General features: G+C 31.2%; 17 protein-coding genes. 7 read left to right on the top strand and 10 right to left on the bottom strand.

Annotated features, from left to right (window positions below; genetic code table 11):
- The first annotated feature begins 178 nt into the window (after nucleotides 1-178).
- On the top strand, nucleotides 179-961 hold the full coding sequence (locus P2W75_RS18615) for an NUDIX domain-containing protein (RefSeq protein WP_373921649.1): 783 nt from the start codon (nucleotides 179-181) through the stop codon (nucleotides 959-961).
- A 65-nt stretch (nucleotides 962-1,026) separates the two neighbouring features.
- Here P2W75_RS18615 and P2W75_RS18610 read toward each other — a convergent pair whose 3' ends face one another.
- From P2W75_RS18610 to P2W75_RS18565, 10 genes are all read right to left on the bottom strand, one after another.
- A complete protein-coding gene (locus tag P2W75_RS18610) occupies nucleotides 1,027-1,860 on the bottom strand; it encodes a tail fiber protein (RefSeq protein WP_276381623.1) in 834 nt (277 codons plus the stop codon).
- 14 nt (nucleotides 1,861-1,874) lie between these two features.
- On the bottom strand, nucleotides 1,875-3,113 hold the full coding sequence (locus P2W75_RS18605) for a hypothetical protein (RefSeq protein ID WP_276381622.1): 1,239 nt from the start codon (nucleotides 3,111-3,113) through the stop codon (nucleotides 1,875-1,877).
- A 33-nt stretch (nucleotides 3,114-3,146) separates the two neighbouring features.
- On the bottom strand, nucleotides 3,147-3,668 hold the full coding sequence (locus tag P2W75_RS18600; RefSeq protein ID WP_276381621.1) for a general secretion pathway protein: 522 nt from the start codon (nucleotides 3,666-3,668) through the stop codon (nucleotides 3,147-3,149).
- Entirely contained in the window at nucleotides 3,669-4,862 is a 1,194-nt protein-coding gene (locus P2W75_RS18595) for a general secretion pathway protein (protein WP_276381620.1), read from the bottom strand.
- A complete protein-coding gene (locus tag P2W75_RS18590; RefSeq protein WP_276381619.1) occupies nucleotides 4,862-7,066 on the bottom strand; it encodes a type II secretion system protein GspD in 2,205 nt (734 codons plus the stop codon). Before P2W75_RS18590 ends, P2W75_RS18595 begins: the two co-directional genes overlap by 1 nt.
- Before the next feature lie 38 nt (nucleotides 7,067-7,104).
- On the bottom strand, nucleotides 7,105-8,505 hold the full coding sequence (locus P2W75_RS18585) for a GspE/PulE family protein (protein WP_276381617.1): 1,401 nt from the start codon (nucleotides 8,503-8,505) through the stop codon (nucleotides 7,105-7,107).
- 1 nt (nucleotide 8,506) lies between these two features.
- The gene (locus P2W75_RS18580; RefSeq protein WP_276381616.1) at nucleotides 8,507-8,983 is read right to left on the bottom strand and encodes a general secretion pathway protein; all 477 of its coding nucleotides are present in this window, start codon (nucleotides 8,981-8,983) and stop codon (nucleotides 8,507-8,509) included.
- On the bottom strand, nucleotides 8,983-9,393 hold the full coding sequence (locus tag P2W75_RS18575; RefSeq protein ID WP_276381615.1) for a type IV pilin protein: 411 nt from the start codon (nucleotides 9,391-9,393) through the stop codon (nucleotides 8,983-8,985). The genes P2W75_RS18580 and P2W75_RS18575 overlap by 1 nt, the downstream gene beginning before the upstream one ends.
- A gap of 216 nt (nucleotides 9,394-9,609) precedes the next feature.
- Nucleotides 9,610-10,536, bottom strand: a complete 927-nt coding sequence (locus P2W75_RS18570; protein ID WP_276381614.1) for a hypothetical protein — start codon at nucleotides 10,534-10,536, stop codon at nucleotides 9,610-9,612.
- Between the two features lie 2 nt (nucleotides 10,537-10,538).
- Nucleotides 10,539-11,531 carry a tail fiber protein gene (locus P2W75_RS18565; protein ID WP_276381613.1) on the bottom strand — a complete coding sequence of 331 codons (993 nt, stop codon included), beginning with the start codon at nucleotides 11,529-11,531 and terminating at the stop codon, nucleotides 10,539-10,541.
- 263 nt (nucleotides 11,532-11,794) lie between these two features.
- Between P2W75_RS18565 and P2W75_RS18560 the strand changes: the two genes are divergently transcribed.
- From P2W75_RS18560 to P2W75_RS18535, 6 genes are read left to right on the top strand one after another with little or no spacing between them, the layout of a single operon-like run.
- Nucleotides 11,795-12,523 carry a hypothetical protein gene (locus P2W75_RS18560; RefSeq protein ID WP_276381612.1) on the top strand — a complete coding sequence of 243 codons (729 nt, stop codon included), beginning with the start codon at nucleotides 11,795-11,797 and terminating at the stop codon, nucleotides 12,521-12,523.
- A gap of 35 nt (nucleotides 12,524-12,558) precedes the next feature.
- Nucleotides 12,559-13,491: a hypothetical protein gene (locus P2W75_RS18555; protein WP_276381611.1), complete on the top strand. Its 933-nt coding sequence runs from the start codon at nucleotides 12,559-12,561 to the stop codon at nucleotides 13,489-13,491.
- Nucleotides 13,492-13,543: 52 nt separating this feature from the next.
- Nucleotides 13,544-14,548: a tail fiber protein gene (locus tag P2W75_RS18550; RefSeq protein ID WP_276381610.1), complete on the top strand. Its 1,005-nt coding sequence runs from the start codon at nucleotides 13,544-13,546 to the stop codon at nucleotides 14,546-14,548.
- Entirely contained in the window at nucleotides 14,548-15,489 is a 942-nt protein-coding gene (locus tag P2W75_RS18545) for a tail fiber protein (RefSeq protein ID WP_276381609.1), read from the top strand. The genes P2W75_RS18550 and P2W75_RS18545 overlap by 1 nt, the downstream gene beginning before the upstream one ends.
- Nucleotides 15,486-16,571 (top strand): hypothetical protein, encoded by a 1,086-nt coding sequence (locus tag P2W75_RS18540; RefSeq protein WP_276381608.1) that lies wholly within the window; start codon nucleotides 15,486-15,488, stop codon nucleotides 16,569-16,571. Before P2W75_RS18545 ends, P2W75_RS18540 begins: the two co-directional genes overlap by 4 nt.
- A 5-nt stretch (nucleotides 16,572-16,576) precedes the next feature.
- Nucleotides 16,577-17,641 (top strand): pyocin knob domain-containing protein, encoded by a 1,065-nt coding sequence (locus P2W75_RS18535; protein WP_276381607.1) that lies wholly within the window; start codon nucleotides 16,577-16,579, stop codon nucleotides 17,639-17,641.
- Nucleotides 17,642-17,644 lie beyond the last annotated feature (3 nt).

Raw genomic sequence — 17,644 nt, 5'->3', positions numbered from 1 at the left:
TCTCATTGCTTCATAATGAAGCAATATTAAATACTATTTTTCATATCAGCAAATAAATCATGTTATTTTTCACATAGCATATTGAAAATCAAGTATAAAAAACCAACAAAACGGAAACACTCTAACTATGTTCTTGCGATTCATGCCAGAAAAAAATCAAACCATTTGGCTTGTAACTATGAAAAGAATTAAATTTGGATTTCATTCTATTTTCATGGATTTTAAAGAATTACTCGAAAAACAGTCAGCCGAATCGTGGGAAAAATATATTCCGACGCTTTCCATAGACTGTGTTATTTTTAGTTTTTATGAAAATTCACTTCAGGTTCTTATTCTTAAGATGCGAGATCAAGATCTTTGGGGACTTCCGGGCGGTTATGTAAAAAAGACCGAAAATGTCGATGATGCCGCAGTCCGTATTTTAAAAGACAGAACTGGAACTGAAAATATTTATCTGCAGCAGTTTTATACTTTTGGAAATCTAAATCGTTCTGAAAAAGCTTTTGAGCAATATGATGACACTATTTGGAACAAACAGCGTTTTATTTCGATTGGTTATTACGCATTAGCCGAGCATTCTCAGGTAAAACTTGTACTGGATGAATATTCGAGTGCCGTTCAATGGCATTCGATCGAAAATCTTCCTGAGTTCATGATGGACCACCGAAAAATTTTTGACAAAGCGCTTACTACACTTCGTGAACAGTTAAATAATCATCCTATTGGTTATAATTTACTGCCAGAAAAATTTACTATGCCAGAACTTCAAAAATTATATGAAGGTATTTTGGGGAAGAAGTTAAATCGCGGTAATTTTTATAGAAAGATTCTCCGTTATGATATTCTGACCAAACTGGAAGAATCCAGAAAAGGAGGCGCTCATAAAGCTCCAGATTTGTATAGTTTTGATGTAGAGAAATACAATAGTGCTTTAAAAGAAGGATTGAAGGGTAATTGGTAGAATTTACATTCAGATATAAATAAATAATCCCGATTGTTTAACAACCGGGATTATTCATTTTGGGATTATTTTTTTTCTTTTTCAAGAGCTTCTAATCTTTTACTTTGCTGCTTCACAACTTCCATTAGCATATCTGATTTTTTTTGCTGTTCAATAGCGTATAAGGTTAATTCTTCTATCTTTTTCAATAAATTCATATTCATTTCAGAAACGTTAATTCCGTTTTTCTCAAACTCTTTTGCAGATGGAATTTCAGGTAAATGACTATTTTCTTTAATGTAGTTTTCAACTTCTTGAAGTGATTTTAGATTGTAATCATTTTTAAAAACATAATCAGGAACGGGGATATTTACATCGACTTTTACTTCTTTTGAATGTATGCTTCCGTTTACTGTTAATCTCATATCTGGATTTTTTGTTCCTAGCCCCACATTTCCGTCATAAAACAAGACCGTATTCTCTCTCTGCCAATGGTTAGCCGATCCAAAAATAGAAGGCGTAACATCATTTTCATTGGTAATTATTTCTTCAACGAATGCTGTAACGGTATATTTATTAGTATGTTTCGTATATATCTTAACGATATTATCCTCTACAATCAATAAAGGATGATTGGAAGAAAGTCCATTTAAACTCACACCTCTAATCTGCCAAGTTGCACTTGTAACATCATTCCAAACTATGTATTCTGCACCAGTTTTAGTTCCTGTTCCCGTGGTGACTAATTGTACTTTATAAATATTATTAATATTTAAAGATTGTGAAAGATCATCTATTAGTTCTAATCTCGTTGCGTCATTTACACTAAAATTTTTCGTAAAAAATCTTCTTCCACCTGTTTGAGCAAAAATGCATTGATTAATAAATACTACAATAATTAATAATAGGTTTCTATTCATGCCTTATTATATTTTTATTTATTTCTTACTTTAGATTTCAGTTCTGTATTTTCTTGTTTTAAAGCAGAAATATCCTTTTTCATTTCAATCATATATAAAGTCAATTCTTCAATTTTCTGTAAAAGTTTAGCATTCATTTCTCCAAGATTAATTCCGTTTTTCAGAACTTCTTCTTCACTTGGAATATTTTCTAAATGTCCTTTTTCAGCAATATGTTTTTCAACTTGTTCCAACGTTGGCAAATTGTATTCTTTTTTAAACACAAAATCTGACCAGCCTGTAGCCATAACTTTTATTTCTCTTGCTCCAATTGATCCTTCTACTGCTAGCTTATGCGTTCCTGTTGTAAGAGTACCAATTCCAACACTTCCTCCAGTAGGGTTTAATATAATGTTCCTTTGACCAATACCTCCTTTAATTCCTTGTAAAAAAGAATATTCACCTGCTGTATTTACACCAATATTAATTCCTAATCGATATGTGGCTCCATCATGTACTGAAATACCATCTACACTTGATGTTCCTGTACCTGTTGCTACTTTTACTTCAAATGTATTTAAAGGATTTATTGAGCCAATTCCCACATTACCATTTGAATTGATTCGCATTCTTTCAACATTAGATGTATATGCGATAAAATCGCTACCATCTGCTCCTACTCTTACATTATACTCCGTAAGAGAAGTTGATCCTTTAAAACCAATTGATGCAACTGTAGTTCCTGTATTATGTATAGTTACAGGAACTGAATTTGTTGTCGATTTAAAAGTTGCTGCAAGAGCTGTTGAATTTACATCTAATTTGGCTGTTGGAGTAGTTGTTCCTATACCAACATTACCTTGATTAATCGTTAAATAAGTAACAGCATCATTTCCCCATGATTGAATATTATCTTTAGGGTCTCTTTCCCACCATGTTTTAGTATCCAAATTTGGAGTTTGAAAAGAATTATCTATAGAAATACCATCATGAAGTCTTGCATTATACCAATTATTTAAAGTGCCATCTCTTAAAGTCCATATTTTATTTCTAATAGTATTATCTCCAACATTTCCAGCCAAACTATTAATAAGTTGAAACGAATTAATTGTAGCACTAAGTGCAGTTGGTTCATAACTTGTTATTGTTCCAACTACATCTAACTTTGAAGCTGGTGTTATTGTTCCAACACCAACATTACCTGTAGTCGGAAATGTATTTTGAGCAAAACTCATTTGTGCCACTAAAGCAGCAAATAAAAAAATCTTCTTCATAATTTATTTTTTTGTTTTAATAAAAAGCTTGTATTAAACTCCTTTATTTTTCTGAATTATTACCTCAACAAACAATTGATCTGTATTGGTTTTATAATTTCTTTTTTTTATAAAGTTTATGTGCTTGATATTCCCCAGCACTGGATTATTTTCTACTTTGTTCAACACAGCCAGACAGCCGTTAAAAGATCCTTCAAGAGAAAATGCGTAACTTGTGGTAGTAAATCCTTTTTGAGAAATAATATGAGGTTCTTTAAAATCTGTAATTTTTAAATGGTAACTATCACTGTAAGAAGTAAGCTGTTTTAATAAATCATTTTGAAACGAATCTGACATGTTTACATCGTAACTTGATAATACTTGATCAAGTTGCTTTTCTTTCTGCATCAACTGCGCAACCAATTTTGGCATATCACTATCCGCAGCTATCTCCTGTTGTTTGTTTTTGTATTCAGAGTAATATTGCAATGTATTTGAAATTGCAAATGAATAACAGATATAAAGCACTAAGCAGAAACCAGCAATGAGTAGTTTATTTTTTTTGTTGAGATTCATTTACTTTAAGGTTACGTTAATTGAAAAGGTCGTTTCGTTATCTTCATTTTTTCCAAAATGCGTAATCAATACTTTATCAACCCATTTTAATGTTTCAATATCTTCGACCCATTTTGTAAAATCTTGATTTGCAATTGTAGTTCCCGAAATTGCAATCATTTTATCTTTTGTTACGATAGGCTCTTCCGCTTTTATTTTTTTCTCAAGTGGATTAAATACTAATTCTGTTAATAGTATTGAAGATGGAACTCTACTTGCAATTTCGTTGATAATTAATGAGCTTTTGGAAGTCATTCTTCCATCGATTCCTTTTACTTTTTCTTCTTTTATAATTATCCTTTGTTTGATTTTGCTGACATCTTCACTAGAGGATTTATTTACCAAAAGAATTTCAGATGATTCTTGTGCCAATTTATAATAATGCGAAAAGAATATGAAATTAAGCACCAATATTCCCAATACAATTCCGACCATTATTTTTAAGCCTTTATTAAAAAAAGTCTTCTGATTATACTCGTTATATAATTCTTCACTATACGATAAAATCGAACCGGTATTGGCTGTGTTATTTACGATTAATCGCAAAATACCCGAAAAAGCAAGTAATTGTCTATTCTCAATTTGGAGATCATTGATCGTATAAGGAATAGCCGTTTCTAAAGAATTCTGAGAAATTATCTGGTTTTCATTTCTTGAAATAAGCTGATGATTCGTATAAAACTCATTTTGATCTGAATATTCGATTATATCAGCAATCGAACAAACTCCAAGACTGATTCCCGCTATTGTAATTTTCTGGTTTTGATAATTTTCAAGTAATGTATTAATATACGATTTTCTTGCAATTGCAATAACTGATTTTGTTTTTAAACGCCAGATTTCGTAGTAAAACTCATCCCAATTGGTATTAGGAAATGATTTATGCAAAAGTTTTTCATCAGAAACATCAATTCCTGAAACTTCTTTCTGAATGACCTGATTTGAATTTATAATTAGAAAAAAAGGAAGTTTAATATCCCATTTATCGGCTATTTTATCAGTATAACTAACTCTGTCTTTTTTACTAATTACCAGACCTTCTTTTTTCTTTTCAACTAAAAGCAAAGCAACCTTATCTTCATTATTTAAAGTGAAGTGCTCAACAGCAATGTATTGTTTCCCAAGTAAAAAGTTATTTAAGGATAATCCAGCCATTAGTAAATAACAGTAGGTTTGATTAATACACTTAATTTTTTCTTTGAATCTTCTCTTTTTCGAGAACTAAAAAGCCATTTTATAATTGGAATTCTTGATAATAATGGCACACCGGTTCCAGAATCATTTTTTATAGATTCTTCTAATCCGCCTAAAACAATTACATCCTGATCTTTAACTCTGATAATTGATGTAAACTCTCTTGAATTAATTCCTGGAGGTGCATCTTTATCTACTTTTTGTCCATTAAAACTTGATTGTATTACTTTAATATCCATAGTAATTTGTCCGTTACCAGAAACTAAAGGCATAATGCTCACTGATAATTCAGCATCAATTGGCTGGTAATTTTTAACTTCAGAAGCTTGCGGAATTTGTGATCCGTAGTAATTTTGATTGGTAACTACATAGTAAGTAGTTTCACCAATAGATAGATAAGCTTTGTGCCCGTTTAAAGTTGATAATCTTGGGGACGAACGTACCTTTAAATTGCCATTTGTTTCCATTGCTTTCAGGCTTAGATAGAAGTTAGGCACTACTTGTCCAATATTTAAAGACCCGAATCCACTGAAACCGTCGATAATTTTATTAATCGTTGATGCTCCTAATTTAATATCTGCATTAGGAAAAACTGTACCCGAAGTGGTTACAGGTTTGTCTCCAATTCCTGCTTGAATTCCTGTTTCTACAGTAGCACTGCGATTAACTTCTAAAAGCATTACTTCGATTAAAATAACAGGAACTGCTTTATCAATATATTTGATAAAAGATTCAAAACGTTCAATATTTGCTGCTGGACCGTTTACTAAAAAACTGTTTAGCTCTTTATCTATTTTTATATCAAGATCTTTCTTTATCTCGTCTGGAATTATAGTAAGAATAGATTCTGATGGGGCACTGCTTGAACTCGACGATGATGAGTAATTGCTGCTATTATTGCCATTATTCCCAAAGCCATTACTTTGATTTGAGTAATTTGAACTGGAATTAGAATTATATCTGTTACTGCTGTCGTAAGAACTATAATTTGAATAACTATTCGTATTATTTAATCTTCCTGCACTTCTTCCTTCTTTTGCTGGATCGCTTAAAAGTTCTATTGAACGATGCATCAATGCAATAGATTTTATATTTCTGACTACTAACTGATCCTTGGTCCCAAAATAATATAGTGCTCCGCTTTTCTTAAAAGTATAACCTCCTCCTCCAGATGAGAAAGATTGAGCAGAATTATTATTATACTGCTGATTATTATTATTTTGAGGAATATTGGTACCATCGGCCTTAATCTCAAACAGTTTTGCCAAAAGTTCATCAAAAGTTATGTTTTTTGCTTTTACAGTTCCATTACCTGCATTCTCCAACGGACTTGAGATAAACATATCGATATCTAATTCATTACCGATATCATATACAATACTTGAAATGGGCGTGTTTTCAAAATCAACATTCAAAAGTTTTTTATCCGCATCAACAACTGTAAAGAAAAAATTAGATCTTCTCGGACGCATTGGTCTGTTTTGTCTAATAGCTCCATTAGGATCTGAGTTTCCTTCAACTGAAAAATTACCTTCAAGTTTATCGAAAATATAGAAATTATCTCTTGATTTGGTAACTGTCAAATTATTAGCAAAAGCCAATTTATTTAAAGCTGCATCAAAAGGTACATTTTTAATATAAGCCGTTAATAATTGATTTTCCAAACCTGGAGCAAAAACAAGGTTTTTTCCGCTTACATCCATTATTTTTCTAAACACATCATAAAGCTTATCATCTTTTAAATTCAATGAAAGCAAATCATTAGCATAATCATAGGATACCTCTATATCTTTTGCTTTTTGAATTTCAATAGGCTTCTCATATTTTTTGATAGACAAAATGTTTCCTGTAAAATCAATTGTAAGATCGTATTCTTTACATAAAAAAATAAGTAGATCTCCTACCGTTACATTTGAAAAATTATTTACAATATTGATTTGGTTTAAATTGCCCGCAACACTAAAATTAAGTTTATGAACCTGAGATACGGCTAGTAAAAAACTAGACAAGGAGGCTTCTTTAATATTCACATTTACTTTCTCGTTTAAACCAGGCGCATCGACAGAAATGGATTCAATATTATTTTTTAGCTGTAAAATCCGATTTTCCTGAGAAAACGAAAACTGAAAAAGTAGTATTAATAACAGCGTAATTATTCTTTTCATGAAACTATATTATATTGTAGAATTTTATATGTTTTAATTTACAAGAGTAATGAAAAAACTTCATCAACCGAAGTAATGCCTTCTTTAATTAATAACAAGGCGTTACGTTTTAATGTAAAAATGTCTTTTTCATCCAGATATTCATTAATATCCAAGTGATTATTTTTGATTAAATTTGATAATTCAGATCCTATCGGCAGAATTTCATAGATTGCTTTTCTTCCTGAATAACCCGTATGATAACACTGTTCGCATCCAACTGCTGTATAATGAGACGTTAAATAATCTGGAATTTCAAATCCGCTTGGAAAAATTTCTTTTGAAATAGTCTGTTCGGTTTTACAAGAATTGCATAATTTTCGAACTAAACGTTGAGCGACGCTCATATTGAGTGTACTTGCGATTAAAAATGCAGGAACTCCCATATCAATTAGCCTAGAAACCGTGGCCCAAGCTGAATTGGTATGAATAGTAGACAATACTAAGTGTCCTGTTAATGCCGCACGAATTGCCATATTGGCTGTATTAAAATCACGAATCTCCCCTACCATGATAATATCTGGATCTTGTCTTAAAAAAGTTCGTAGTGTTGCAGCAAAATCAAGTCCGATGTTTTCTTTTAATTGAACCTGATTAATTCCTTCCAAAGTATATTCGATAGGATCTTCAACAGTTAAAATATTGGTATTCGGAACATTCAAATTCTTTAGGGTCGCATATAAAGTTGTAGTTTTTCCTGATCCTGTAGGACCTGAAATAAGAACAATTCCGTTTGGACGCTTTATGTTTTCAAGGTAAGATGCTAATTCTTTATCTGTGAAACCCAAAGAATTAATATCAATATGGCTGGTATCTTTACTTAAAATACGAAGTACTACTTTTTCACCATGTAATGTTGGCAGAACAGAAACACGGACATCAAAATCTTGATAATCGGTTACCATTGTAATACGACCATCTTGAGGCAATCTTTTCTCAGAAATGTCAAGCTGAGCCCTGATTTTAATTTTATTTACAATGATTGGATATTCTTCTACCGAAATATGAAATTGTTCTTTTAGCTTTCCATCTAAACGAAAACGCACTCTTGCATTTTTTTCATAAGGTTCAAAATGAATATCACTGCTTCCTATTTCTTTGGCATTTAATACAATTTTCTCGAGAAAATCAGCAGTGTAATGAATCTCAGAAACATTATTGGCTGTTTTTCTGTAATTAGTACTTAAATAGCGATTTATATTTTCTGTGGAATCAGTTTCTAGTTCAACTTGAAAACTTAGTAAAATACTTAATTCATTTTGAAGGGAAGCAATATCCGAAGCATCTGTTTTCAAAATAACAGTCTGCTGATTTTTCCCTACTGGAATTATTCGGTAGTAATAGGCCTGTTCTGATTTTACAAGCTGTTGAAATTCTATTGGAATATCGAAACTATTCATCTTAATAGGCATATAAAAAAGTATCGCTAAAGCCAAAAGAAGCTGCATAAACGACACCAAAGAAAAGAGACATATAACCTGCTAAAGGCACAGTTGTTGGTTCTTTTTTGTGAGTTAATATCAAATGTAAAGTCAATGAAAAAATCAGTGAAAAAACAAATAGTACCCAAAATGAAACTATTGAAAATGAAGCTGCTATAAAAATAAAAAACAACACATCGCCAATTCCGATTGTGTTTTTAAAGCCCAGCTTCTTAAATTTTGTATATAGTAAGCTTACTCCTAAAAGAAATCCTATAAATAATAAGTTGAAAACAAAATTAAGTAGAGCGATTGATAGCGGCAGAACGTCAATTTGTATTTTAAAAGCTAAAATTCCGATTATTGGATATAGAAACCAATAGACCATTCTACTTTTAAAATCCTGATACAAAACAAAAGCAAATACAATAATTAATATGAATTTCAAATACCACATTAATCGTTTACAATTTGTTTTGGAACACCATTTTGGTCAATTTCCCAAACATTAAAAACTCCATTTCCATTAAAATCAGTAATTGCTGTTGCTTTTACTTTAAACTCATTGTTACTTGAATTTACGATTTCATAAACATAGTTTGCACTTCCATTTTCTTTGGTCGTCTTTGGAGCTTCAAAATCTATTTCGGTAAAATTAGGACTGTATTTTGAGTACATAAAGTAGTACTGTTTCTCAGCATTATAAATGGCTTTTAGTTGTACTTGAGCTTCTACACTTTTAGCTTTTGTAATTAATGGCATTAAGTTAGGCAAAGCAATTAAAAGCAGAATTCCAATGATGGCAAGTACAATCAACATTTCCTGAAGATTGAATGATGGCAGTTTTCTAAATAGATTTTTCTTCAAAACAAAGTGTAATTAATTTTTACAAATATATCTTTTTTATTGAGAAAACAATCGAAGCGTAAATGAGAAATAATTTGTTAATAATTCTAAAATTTTATAAGCTTTGCTACCATCTTAATCCTGACATTAAACACAAGAAAAAATCTAATACAAATAAAAAAACTGCGCATAATCTGTTTACTTACACGCAGTTTTTTTAAATATTTTAAAGTGAAATTATTTTTCTTCTAGGACTTTAGCTTTTTGTACTAATACTTTATTTTCTTCAACAATTTTAGCATTACTGTCTTGTAATTTATTCACTTTCTTATTCAAATCAATAACATACAAAGTAAGCTCTTCAATTTTCTGCAAAAGCCTCGCATTCATTTCTCCCAAATTAATTCCATTCTTTAGAACTTCTTCTTCACTTGGGATATTCTCTAGGTGTCCATTGTTATTAATATGTTTTTCAACTTCTTCAAGTGTTGGTAAATCATAGTTTTTTTTGAAAACAAAATCAGGCCAATTATTCAAGTCTACTTTTACTTCTTTAGAATGTATTATCCCGTTTACTGCCAAGGCACTATCTGGCGAATTTGTACCTATTCCTACTCTATCCTGCATTATGCTCATATAATGACGTGTCTTTGGAGCTGTAGCCGTTTCTAAAGCACTAATTGTTGTACCCGTTTTTATTAAATCAAGATTAGCTGCACTTATTACCATTACACCTTCAATTTTAATCATTAAAATATTACTAGTACTTACTAAATGATAAATAGGGATACTATTTGTATCATGATTAAAATCTCCAATAAGCCATTGACTTGCAACTGGTCCAAATGCTGTTGGAATTTCTGTTGCCTGATCAAAATAGCCTCCAACATTATGACCTATTTGATATCTTTTCGTAAGCTTTCCAGTTGCTAGTTGATTATTATAAGCTGAAGTTATAGTAACCTCAAACCAGCCCCATAAAGGAACACTTGGAAATTGAATGTTCACCGCTTGATTTGGAGTTCCATTTGGAAATACAGTTGTATAAAGGCTAAGTTCAAAATTACCACCCGTTTGAGAATAAGTTGAAAAATTAAAAAATAATACAACAACTAATAGTCCGAAAAATTTGCTATTTAGTGTTCGGTATTTTTGTTTTGACATTTTTATTTGGTTTTTAATTTATATACTTCCATTTGTAAAATTTGAACTTTTTCTAAAATCATTCTTGTATTTTCATCTTGTTTTTTCAAAGTTTCAATTTCTTTATTCTGTTTAATAACATATAAAGTAAGTTCCTCGATTTTCTTAAGCAAAGACATATTCATTTCAGCAAGCATTAAACCATTTTTCTCAATTTCCTGTGCTGATGGAATTTCGGGTAAATGTTTATTTTCGTTAATGTAATTTTCAACTTGTTCCAAAGATTGTAGTTTATAATCATTAGCAAAAACATAATCTGGAACTAATGGTCCAAGCATATCAACTCTTACTTCTTGGGCGTGGATTTTACCTTTAACAGTTAATTTTTCATCAGGAGCAGTAGTTCCAACACCTACATTACCAGAATCATATACTACATTACCACTAATATTCTTCCAATTATTTAATGCAGGAGATAACAATCCTGAATATGGCGTAGTAGCCTCAGGATGAATAAAAAATAACTCGGAAAGCCCAACAGTTCCATTTTGCCCATTGTAAAATGTAAATTTAAGTTTAGTATAAGCTCCTCCAACTGGTACTTTTAGTGAAAAACTATAATTACCATAATCAACATCAGAATAGTCAGCTATTATTCTCCATACATTTGCTCCATTGTAAGTATCATATCCTTCTATCTTAAATCTTGATGAAGGTAAATATCGAGTAGTCCATCCTACCCAAGCGCCTGCTTGTGTATGGTAGCCTGGCAATCCTTCTATAAGAATCACTGCTGGATTTGCGGGTGTAACTCCAGATATATAATAGGGATTCATACTACCATCAAATAACATTGGCAAACTAACTGTAGGTCCTTGCTGAGTAACTGTATAGCGAGTACCCGCATTAAATAAAATATTATGCTCCCATCCAACTGGTGTTAAGTTGGTCGAAAATGTTTGCGAATTAGTAATTTGGCATATAACAAATGCAGTAAAAAGAAGTATTTTTTTCATGTTTATAATGTATTATTTTAACTTAAAATATTGCTGTATGATTAATTTGAATGCTATGTAATACATCCTTTTTTTAATAAAAACAGTGCAATAAAATTCTATATCTATAGCAATGCATTCTTCAAAAATAAAATGTTGAAATTTTAACAGCCTATTACATCAATTTGTTTAGTTTTGTTAAAAAATAAACAAAAAATAGATTCTGCAAAAATGATTTTTTTATTGTCGAATTCCTATTTTTTAACCGAATAAATAGCACAACTATGTTAAAAAAAATTGCTGTCCTCATAATTATATTTTGCACAGCCTGCCAGACAACCAAAATTAAAAATGACAATTTCAAATTTTCTTCTTCGGTTGTTGAATTGGGAAGCATTGGAACATCGAAATTATCGTATAACCTTAATACTTTTGAACCAAAAGGTCTACCTAAACTTGAAAATAATATTCGGGTAGAAATTGGTATTGTACCTTATAATAGAAAGTTAAATAAAATTTATAAATCTAAAGCGAAATACAATCAGAGTCAAACAAAAGTTGCCTTTATTGATAGTTTGCCAATCAAACCAGAATTGGTAACAATCAAAATTTTGGATGTTGCTGGTCTTGTAGAAGAAATAAATGCAGAATACAATTCTAATATTTTGAAATTACTAACCGATACTCAAAATCTGAAAATAATTTCAAGTCTTGCTGTAAGTCTTCCTGTGGAAGAAATTACTAAAATCAGACAATCGGATGCTTACTATTTAATAAACAATCAATACAAAAAATATACTATTGCTTTATATAAAGCTGGAAAAAAAACAGATATTATAGATATAAATCCTGAAACAATTGTGGCCTATCAGGTAAGTTCATTCTGCTGGGTAAAATCAGTAAAAGGAACATGGAATGTCGCTGACATAGTAAATGAAAACAACTCTTGTTCTGGAATAACGAAACGAAAAATAAATGAGAAGAAAAATACTGGGGATTTATTTGACATGTAATTCTCCAATTTTATAATAAAGCTTACCATACTATCATGAATAAAACTTCAATTAAATGTCTTTTGTTTGCAATTATTTTCAGCTTTGTCTCTTGTGAAGAAATATTACTCGTTGATGACATCTCTAAAAAAGAAGTTACTCTTATTGCTCCCGCAAACAATTCTCTTCTTTCCTCATCTGGAGTTACCTTCTCATGGGAAGCGGTCGAAAGTGCCGATAAATATCAGTTGCAAATCGCTGTTCCCAATTTTGAAGCTCCAAAACAGATAATCCTAGACACTATCGTTACAAAAAACTCTTATACGCAGCAGTTAAACATTGGTAAATATGAATGGCGAATAAAAGCCATTAATAGTGCTTATGAAACTGCTTATTTTAAAAATAGTTTTGAAGTTTTGAACAATGATGATTTTCAAAACAATACAGTTATTTTGCTAACTCCAACCAATAACTTAACTACCAAAACTGCTTTACAAAAATTATCTTGGGATGCTATTATTGGTGCAACAAATTATCAGCTTCAAATTTTGGATGAAAACAATACTTTAGTTAAAGAACAAAGTACAGAGGCCACTCTTATTAACTTTACTTTTGATGAAGGCAAATATACTTGGAAAGTAAGAGCCAGTAATGGAACAAATCAGACATTATTTACTTCAAGATCTATTTTAATTGACACTAAAGCTCCTAACACTCCTACTCTCACCGCTCCTGTAAATGCAAGTACTACTACTGCAACAAATATCAATTTCCAATGGAACAGAACTCCAATATCTGGCAGCGCAGAAAGAGACAGTATATATGTATATACTAACAACGCTTTGACAAATTTAAATTTTAAAGATAGAGGCACTAGTCCATATAATAAAACATTAATAACTGGAACTTATTATTGGTTTGTTAAATCATTTGATGACGCAGGAAACACAAGTGCCAGAAGTACTGTTTTCAATTTTACTATAAACTAATTTTTTTAACCATCACTCAATTTTTATCTCAAACAAAAACATTTTATCTATCGTGAAAAAAATTTTTTCAATAATTATAGTTCTTATTAACATTTCTATACTTAACGCTCAAAACACAACATTTGATAATGTTGCTATTGGAGTAAGTGCTCCGGCTTACGGTACACAAATCAAATCAAATTTCCCTGGATACACAGGAGGCTGGACACGTGCTTATTCTATTGCTAATGAGTCTGGAAACGAGTCTTTTTTTACATTTGGCTCTACTGGTTCAGTTACAAATGGAGTTGCCAGCGTTTCTAGTAATTTTATAGGTAAAAATTTAAGCACAAGATATATGACGTTTTTACCAAATGGAAACGTTGGGATTGGTACATTAACTCCAAGAGCTTATCTTGACATGAATCAATATATAAATAATGGACTGATTGGAACTGTTTTTGGAAGATTGGGTGAAGGAGATAGTACAGATTCGGGTACATTTTTAGGCGTTCAAGGATTTGCTACTCAAGGTGAAGATTTTGGAAATATTAAAAGTTTCTCGATTATACACAACTTTTACGGAAGTACTAACAACTCTATTAATTTTTACAGAGGAACTGGAAGAACAGGTGGCTTTATGACATTTTGTACCAATAGCAATAATGAGCAAATGAGAATAGCTGTTAATGGTAATGTTGGGATTGGTACCACAAACCCAACATCAAAATTAACCGTTGCCGGAAATGTCGCAGCACGCGAAGTAAAAGTCACTGTAGATGCCGGTGCTGATTTTGTTTTTGAAAAAGATTACAGTTTACAATCTCTAGAATCTGTAGATAAATTCATTAAAGAAAACAAACATCTTCCTGAAATTGCTTCTGCCGAAGAAATGAAAAAAGATGGAATCAACCTTTCCGAAATGAATATCAAACTTCTGCAGAAAATAGAAGAGTTGACCCTTTATATGATTGAAATGAAAAAGGAAAATGAAATACAAAAAAATCTTATAAAAAAACAAAATGACAAAATATTGGATTTAGACAAGAAATTAAATCAAATCTTAAAATCAAAATAATGAAAAATTTTCTCGGCTTAATATTAGCAATTGTTTTTTCTAATTCTGGATTTTCTCAGACAACAATTAACCAAAACGGTCTGCAAACAACTGTAATAAAAGGATTAGCAGCACAAGCAACGCAGGCTAAAAGATTTGAAATTGCAAATATTGGTTATAATTCTTTTCATTGGCAATATGGCGGTCTTATAATAATTGAAATTTATCAAGCTTATTTTTCTAATGATTATAAAAAATATGTTATTCAAAATGGTTTTGGAGAAGGTGTAAATTCTGGTTCGGCAATTCTAAAACTAGTTGAAACTCACGGAAACCAATATTTAGGAAAAATCGTCTTAGGAGCACCTGTAGATATCAGTTCTACTTTTGGAGGATACACAAACAGACAACTTCCCATCTATTTTGATGTACAAAATTATGCTTCTTACACTGTTAAAATTTCATATCAACAAGCCAAAGTAGACACAGTAACAGACTATAATCAGATTAAAATTAATGAAACTCCAACAGGAACAAATATTGCAAATTTTACCGTTTCCGGCGAATTAAATACGAATATGATAACAAATGGATTATTAAGGGTTAGTGGCAGCGGAAATCATTATGTGCAAAATGGAAATGTTGGAATTGGTACAACAAACCCAACTTCAAAATTAACTGTTGCCGGAAATATTGCAGCGCGCGAAGTAAAAGTCACTGTTGATGCCGGTGCTGATTTTGTTTTTGAAAAAGATTACAAGTTACCATCTCTAGAATCTGTAGATAAATTCATTAAAGAAAACAAACATCTTCCTGAAATTGCTTCAGCCGAAGAAATGAAGAAAGATGGAATTAATCTTTCTGAAATGAATATCAAACTTCTACAAAAAATTGAGGAAATGACTTTACATATGATAGAGATGAAAAAAGAAATTGAATTATTAAAACAAGATAAAAAATGAAAAAACTGACATATCTTCTATTAATCGTTTCTTCATTAAAAATTTCTGCGCAAATTATTTCCCCAAACGGAAATAACATATTTTACTACAATGGAGCCGCTGATGTCATTTTTAAATACCCTGAAAGAGGCTCTGGAGGTAGAGCTTTTGTTCACGCTCCCAATAATGTTTTGGCTTTAAATTATGCAGAAGATTTCTCAGGTGGAACATTAATAGGTAAAAACACGTATTTTAAAGATGATGGAAATTCATTTATCTACTCAGGAAACTTTGGAATTGGTACATCAGCACCTGTTGCAACACTCGATTTAAAAAAATTAAATTCTAATTTAGTTTTTGACTTAGATACTAATGGTCTTTGCAAAATAATAAGCAAAGGCTGGAATGCTAATATAGACATACATACTTTTCAAATAAACGGCACTGAGAATATTAATCAGCTATACTTAAAAACTAACGGCAATGTTGGTATAGGTACCAATAATCCCAATGCTCCACTGACTGTCTATGGAGTTTCTAATTTTTTTCCTGCCAGAATCGGCAGCGGTGATGCAAGATCTTTGGAAATAAGCAATACAGGTAGTTTTAGAGCTTTTTTAGACAATGATTATCCTATTTTCTTAAAAACGGGAGGAGGTAATCAACCCTTAATACTTGATGCAGCGAGAATTGGAATCGGCACTGCCAACCCTTCTTCAATGCTAACTGTTGCTGGAAATATTGCAGCGCGCGAAGTAAAAGTCACTGTTGATGCCGGTGCTGATTTTGTTTTTGAAAAAGATTACAAGTTACCATCTCTAGAATCTGTAGATAAATTCATTAAAGAAAACAAACATCTTCCTGAAATTGCTTCAGCTGAAGAAATGAAGAAAGATGGAATTAATTTATCTGAAATGAATATTAAACTTCTGCAAAAAATTGAAGAGTTGACTTTATACACAATTGAGCTGAACAAGAAAAATAATACCCAATCTGAGGAAATAGCTAATCTTAAAGATCAAGTTAATTTGTTAAAAGAAGAAAATGAATCCCTTCATTCTATTTCTGAAAGATTATCTAAATTAGAAAAACAACTAAAATAATTTCAATGAAAAAAATATTACTTCTAACATTCATTACTTATTCTTCTTTCGCTTTCAGTCAGGCTTTTGATGGTAATCTGGGCTCGAACACTTTAAGATGGGCAACAGAACAAAAAGATTTCAATAGTCTTCCTAGAGTTGGTGTTATACCTATGTCCTTAAGATTGTGGGATAATTATAATGGTACAAATGCTCCCACTCCATATGGAACTTTATTAGAAATATACGGAAAAGTTGGCCACTTGGTCTCTCAAATGTATTTTAACAATAACTGGAATGGTGGACAGATTATGTACAGGAGTGCATTTTACAATCAAAATACATGGGGAGAATGGAGAAATTTATTAGATTCAAAAAGCAATGTGGCATCATCTGGTAACTTAATAATTGAAGGAACTGGAAATAGTGGTATTGGGACAAATAATCCTGAAAAGAAATTTCAAATCAACGCTTCAAATACGGATGCAGGACTTCGTATTCATGCTGATAATGGAAATAATAACACCAATACTCCTTATTTACTTTTAACGGGCGGCTATATAGCTAACAATGGTGTTGCCTTACGAGGAGTTGGAGATCTGAACTACGGAAAAAAAGCCTTAGTGTTTTATTCTGGATGGGAAGGAAATATTGACAATCCTGCCATTACAGATTTACAAGAAAGAATGAGAATTTCTTCTAACGGAAATGTTGGGATTGGTACTACAACAACGGGAACCCATAAATTAGCTGTTGAAGGCTCAATTGGAGCAAGAGAAATTAAAGTAATGGCTTCTGGATGGTCTGATTTTGTTTTCAAAAAAGAATATAATTTGCCAACACTTACCGAAGTTGAAAAACATATTGCCGAAAAAGGACATTTAAAAGATATCCCAAGCGAAGAAGATGTCTTAAAAAATGGAATTAATTTAGGAGAAATGAATTCGAAACTTCTGCAGAAAATTGAAGAATTGACTCTTTATTCTATTCAACAGAACAAAAAGATAGAAGAGCAGTCGAAAGAGATTGAATCATTAAAAAGTTTAGCTTTGCGAATCGCTAAATTAGAAAACCAATCTGCTCAAAAATAATCA

Source organism: Flavobacterium sp. H4147 (genome assembly GCF_029360735.1).
Taxonomy (GTDB): Bacteria; Bacteroidota; Bacteroidia; order Flavobacteriales; family Flavobacteriaceae; genus Flavobacterium; species Flavobacterium endoglycinae.
Note: the sequence above shows the minus strand (reverse complement) of the source record. Positions and strands in the feature narration are given on the sequence as shown.

Bases quoted from the DNA above. Each gene is read 5' to 3' on its own strand.
- P2W75_RS18595 (WP_276381620.1), bottom strand. From the start codon at position 4,862: ATGGCTGGATTATCCTTAAATAACTTTTTACTTGGGAAACAATACATT.
- P2W75_RS18580 (WP_276381616.1), bottom strand. From the start codon at position 8,983: ATGTGGTATTTGAAATTCATATTAATTATTGTATTTGCTTTTGTTTTG.
- P2W75_RS18540 (WP_276381608.1), top strand. From the start codon at position 15,486: ATGAAAAAACTGACATATCTTCTATTAATCGTTTCTTCATTAAAAATT.
- P2W75_RS18585 (WP_276381617.1), bottom strand. From the start codon at position 8,505: ATGAATAGTTTCGATATTCCAATAGAATTTCAACAGCTTGTAAAATCA.
- P2W75_RS18590 (WP_276381619.1), bottom strand. From the start codon at position 7,066: ATGAAAAGAATAATTACGCTGTTATTAATACTACTTTTTCAGTTTTCG.
- P2W75_RS18545 (WP_276381609.1), top strand. From the start codon at position 14,548: ATGAAAAATTTTCTCGGCTTAATATTAGCAATTGTTTTTTCTAATTCT.
- P2W75_RS18615 (WP_373921649.1), top strand. From the start codon at position 179: ATGAAAAGAATTAAATTTGGATTTCATTCTATTTTCATGGATTTTAAA.
- P2W75_RS18555 (WP_276381611.1), top strand. From the start codon at position 12,559: ATGAATAAAACTTCAATTAAATGTCTTTTGTTTGCAATTATTTTCAGC.
- P2W75_RS18610 (WP_276381623.1), bottom strand. From the start codon at position 1,860: ATGAATAGAAACCTATTATTAATTATTGTAGTATTTATTAATCAATGC.
- P2W75_RS18565 (WP_276381613.1), bottom strand. From the start codon at position 11,531: ATGAAAAAAATACTTCTTTTTACTGCATTTGTTATATGCCAAATTACT.
- P2W75_RS18600 (WP_276381621.1), bottom strand. From the start codon at position 3,668: ATGAATCTCAACAAAAAAAATAAACTACTCATTGCTGGTTTCTGCTTA.
- P2W75_RS18605 (WP_276381622.1), bottom strand. From the start codon at position 3,113: ATGAAGAAGATTTTTTTATTTGCTGCTTTAGTGGCACAAATGAGTTTT.
- P2W75_RS18570 (WP_276381614.1), bottom strand. From the start codon at position 10,536: ATGTCAAAACAAAAATACCGAACACTAAATAGCAAATTTTTCGGACTA.
- P2W75_RS18560 (WP_276381612.1), top strand. From the start codon at position 11,795: ATGTTAAAAAAAATTGCTGTCCTCATAATTATATTTTGCACAGCCTGC.
- P2W75_RS18535 (WP_276381607.1), top strand. From the start codon at position 16,577: ATGAAAAAAATATTACTTCTAACATTCATTACTTATTCTTCTTTCGCT.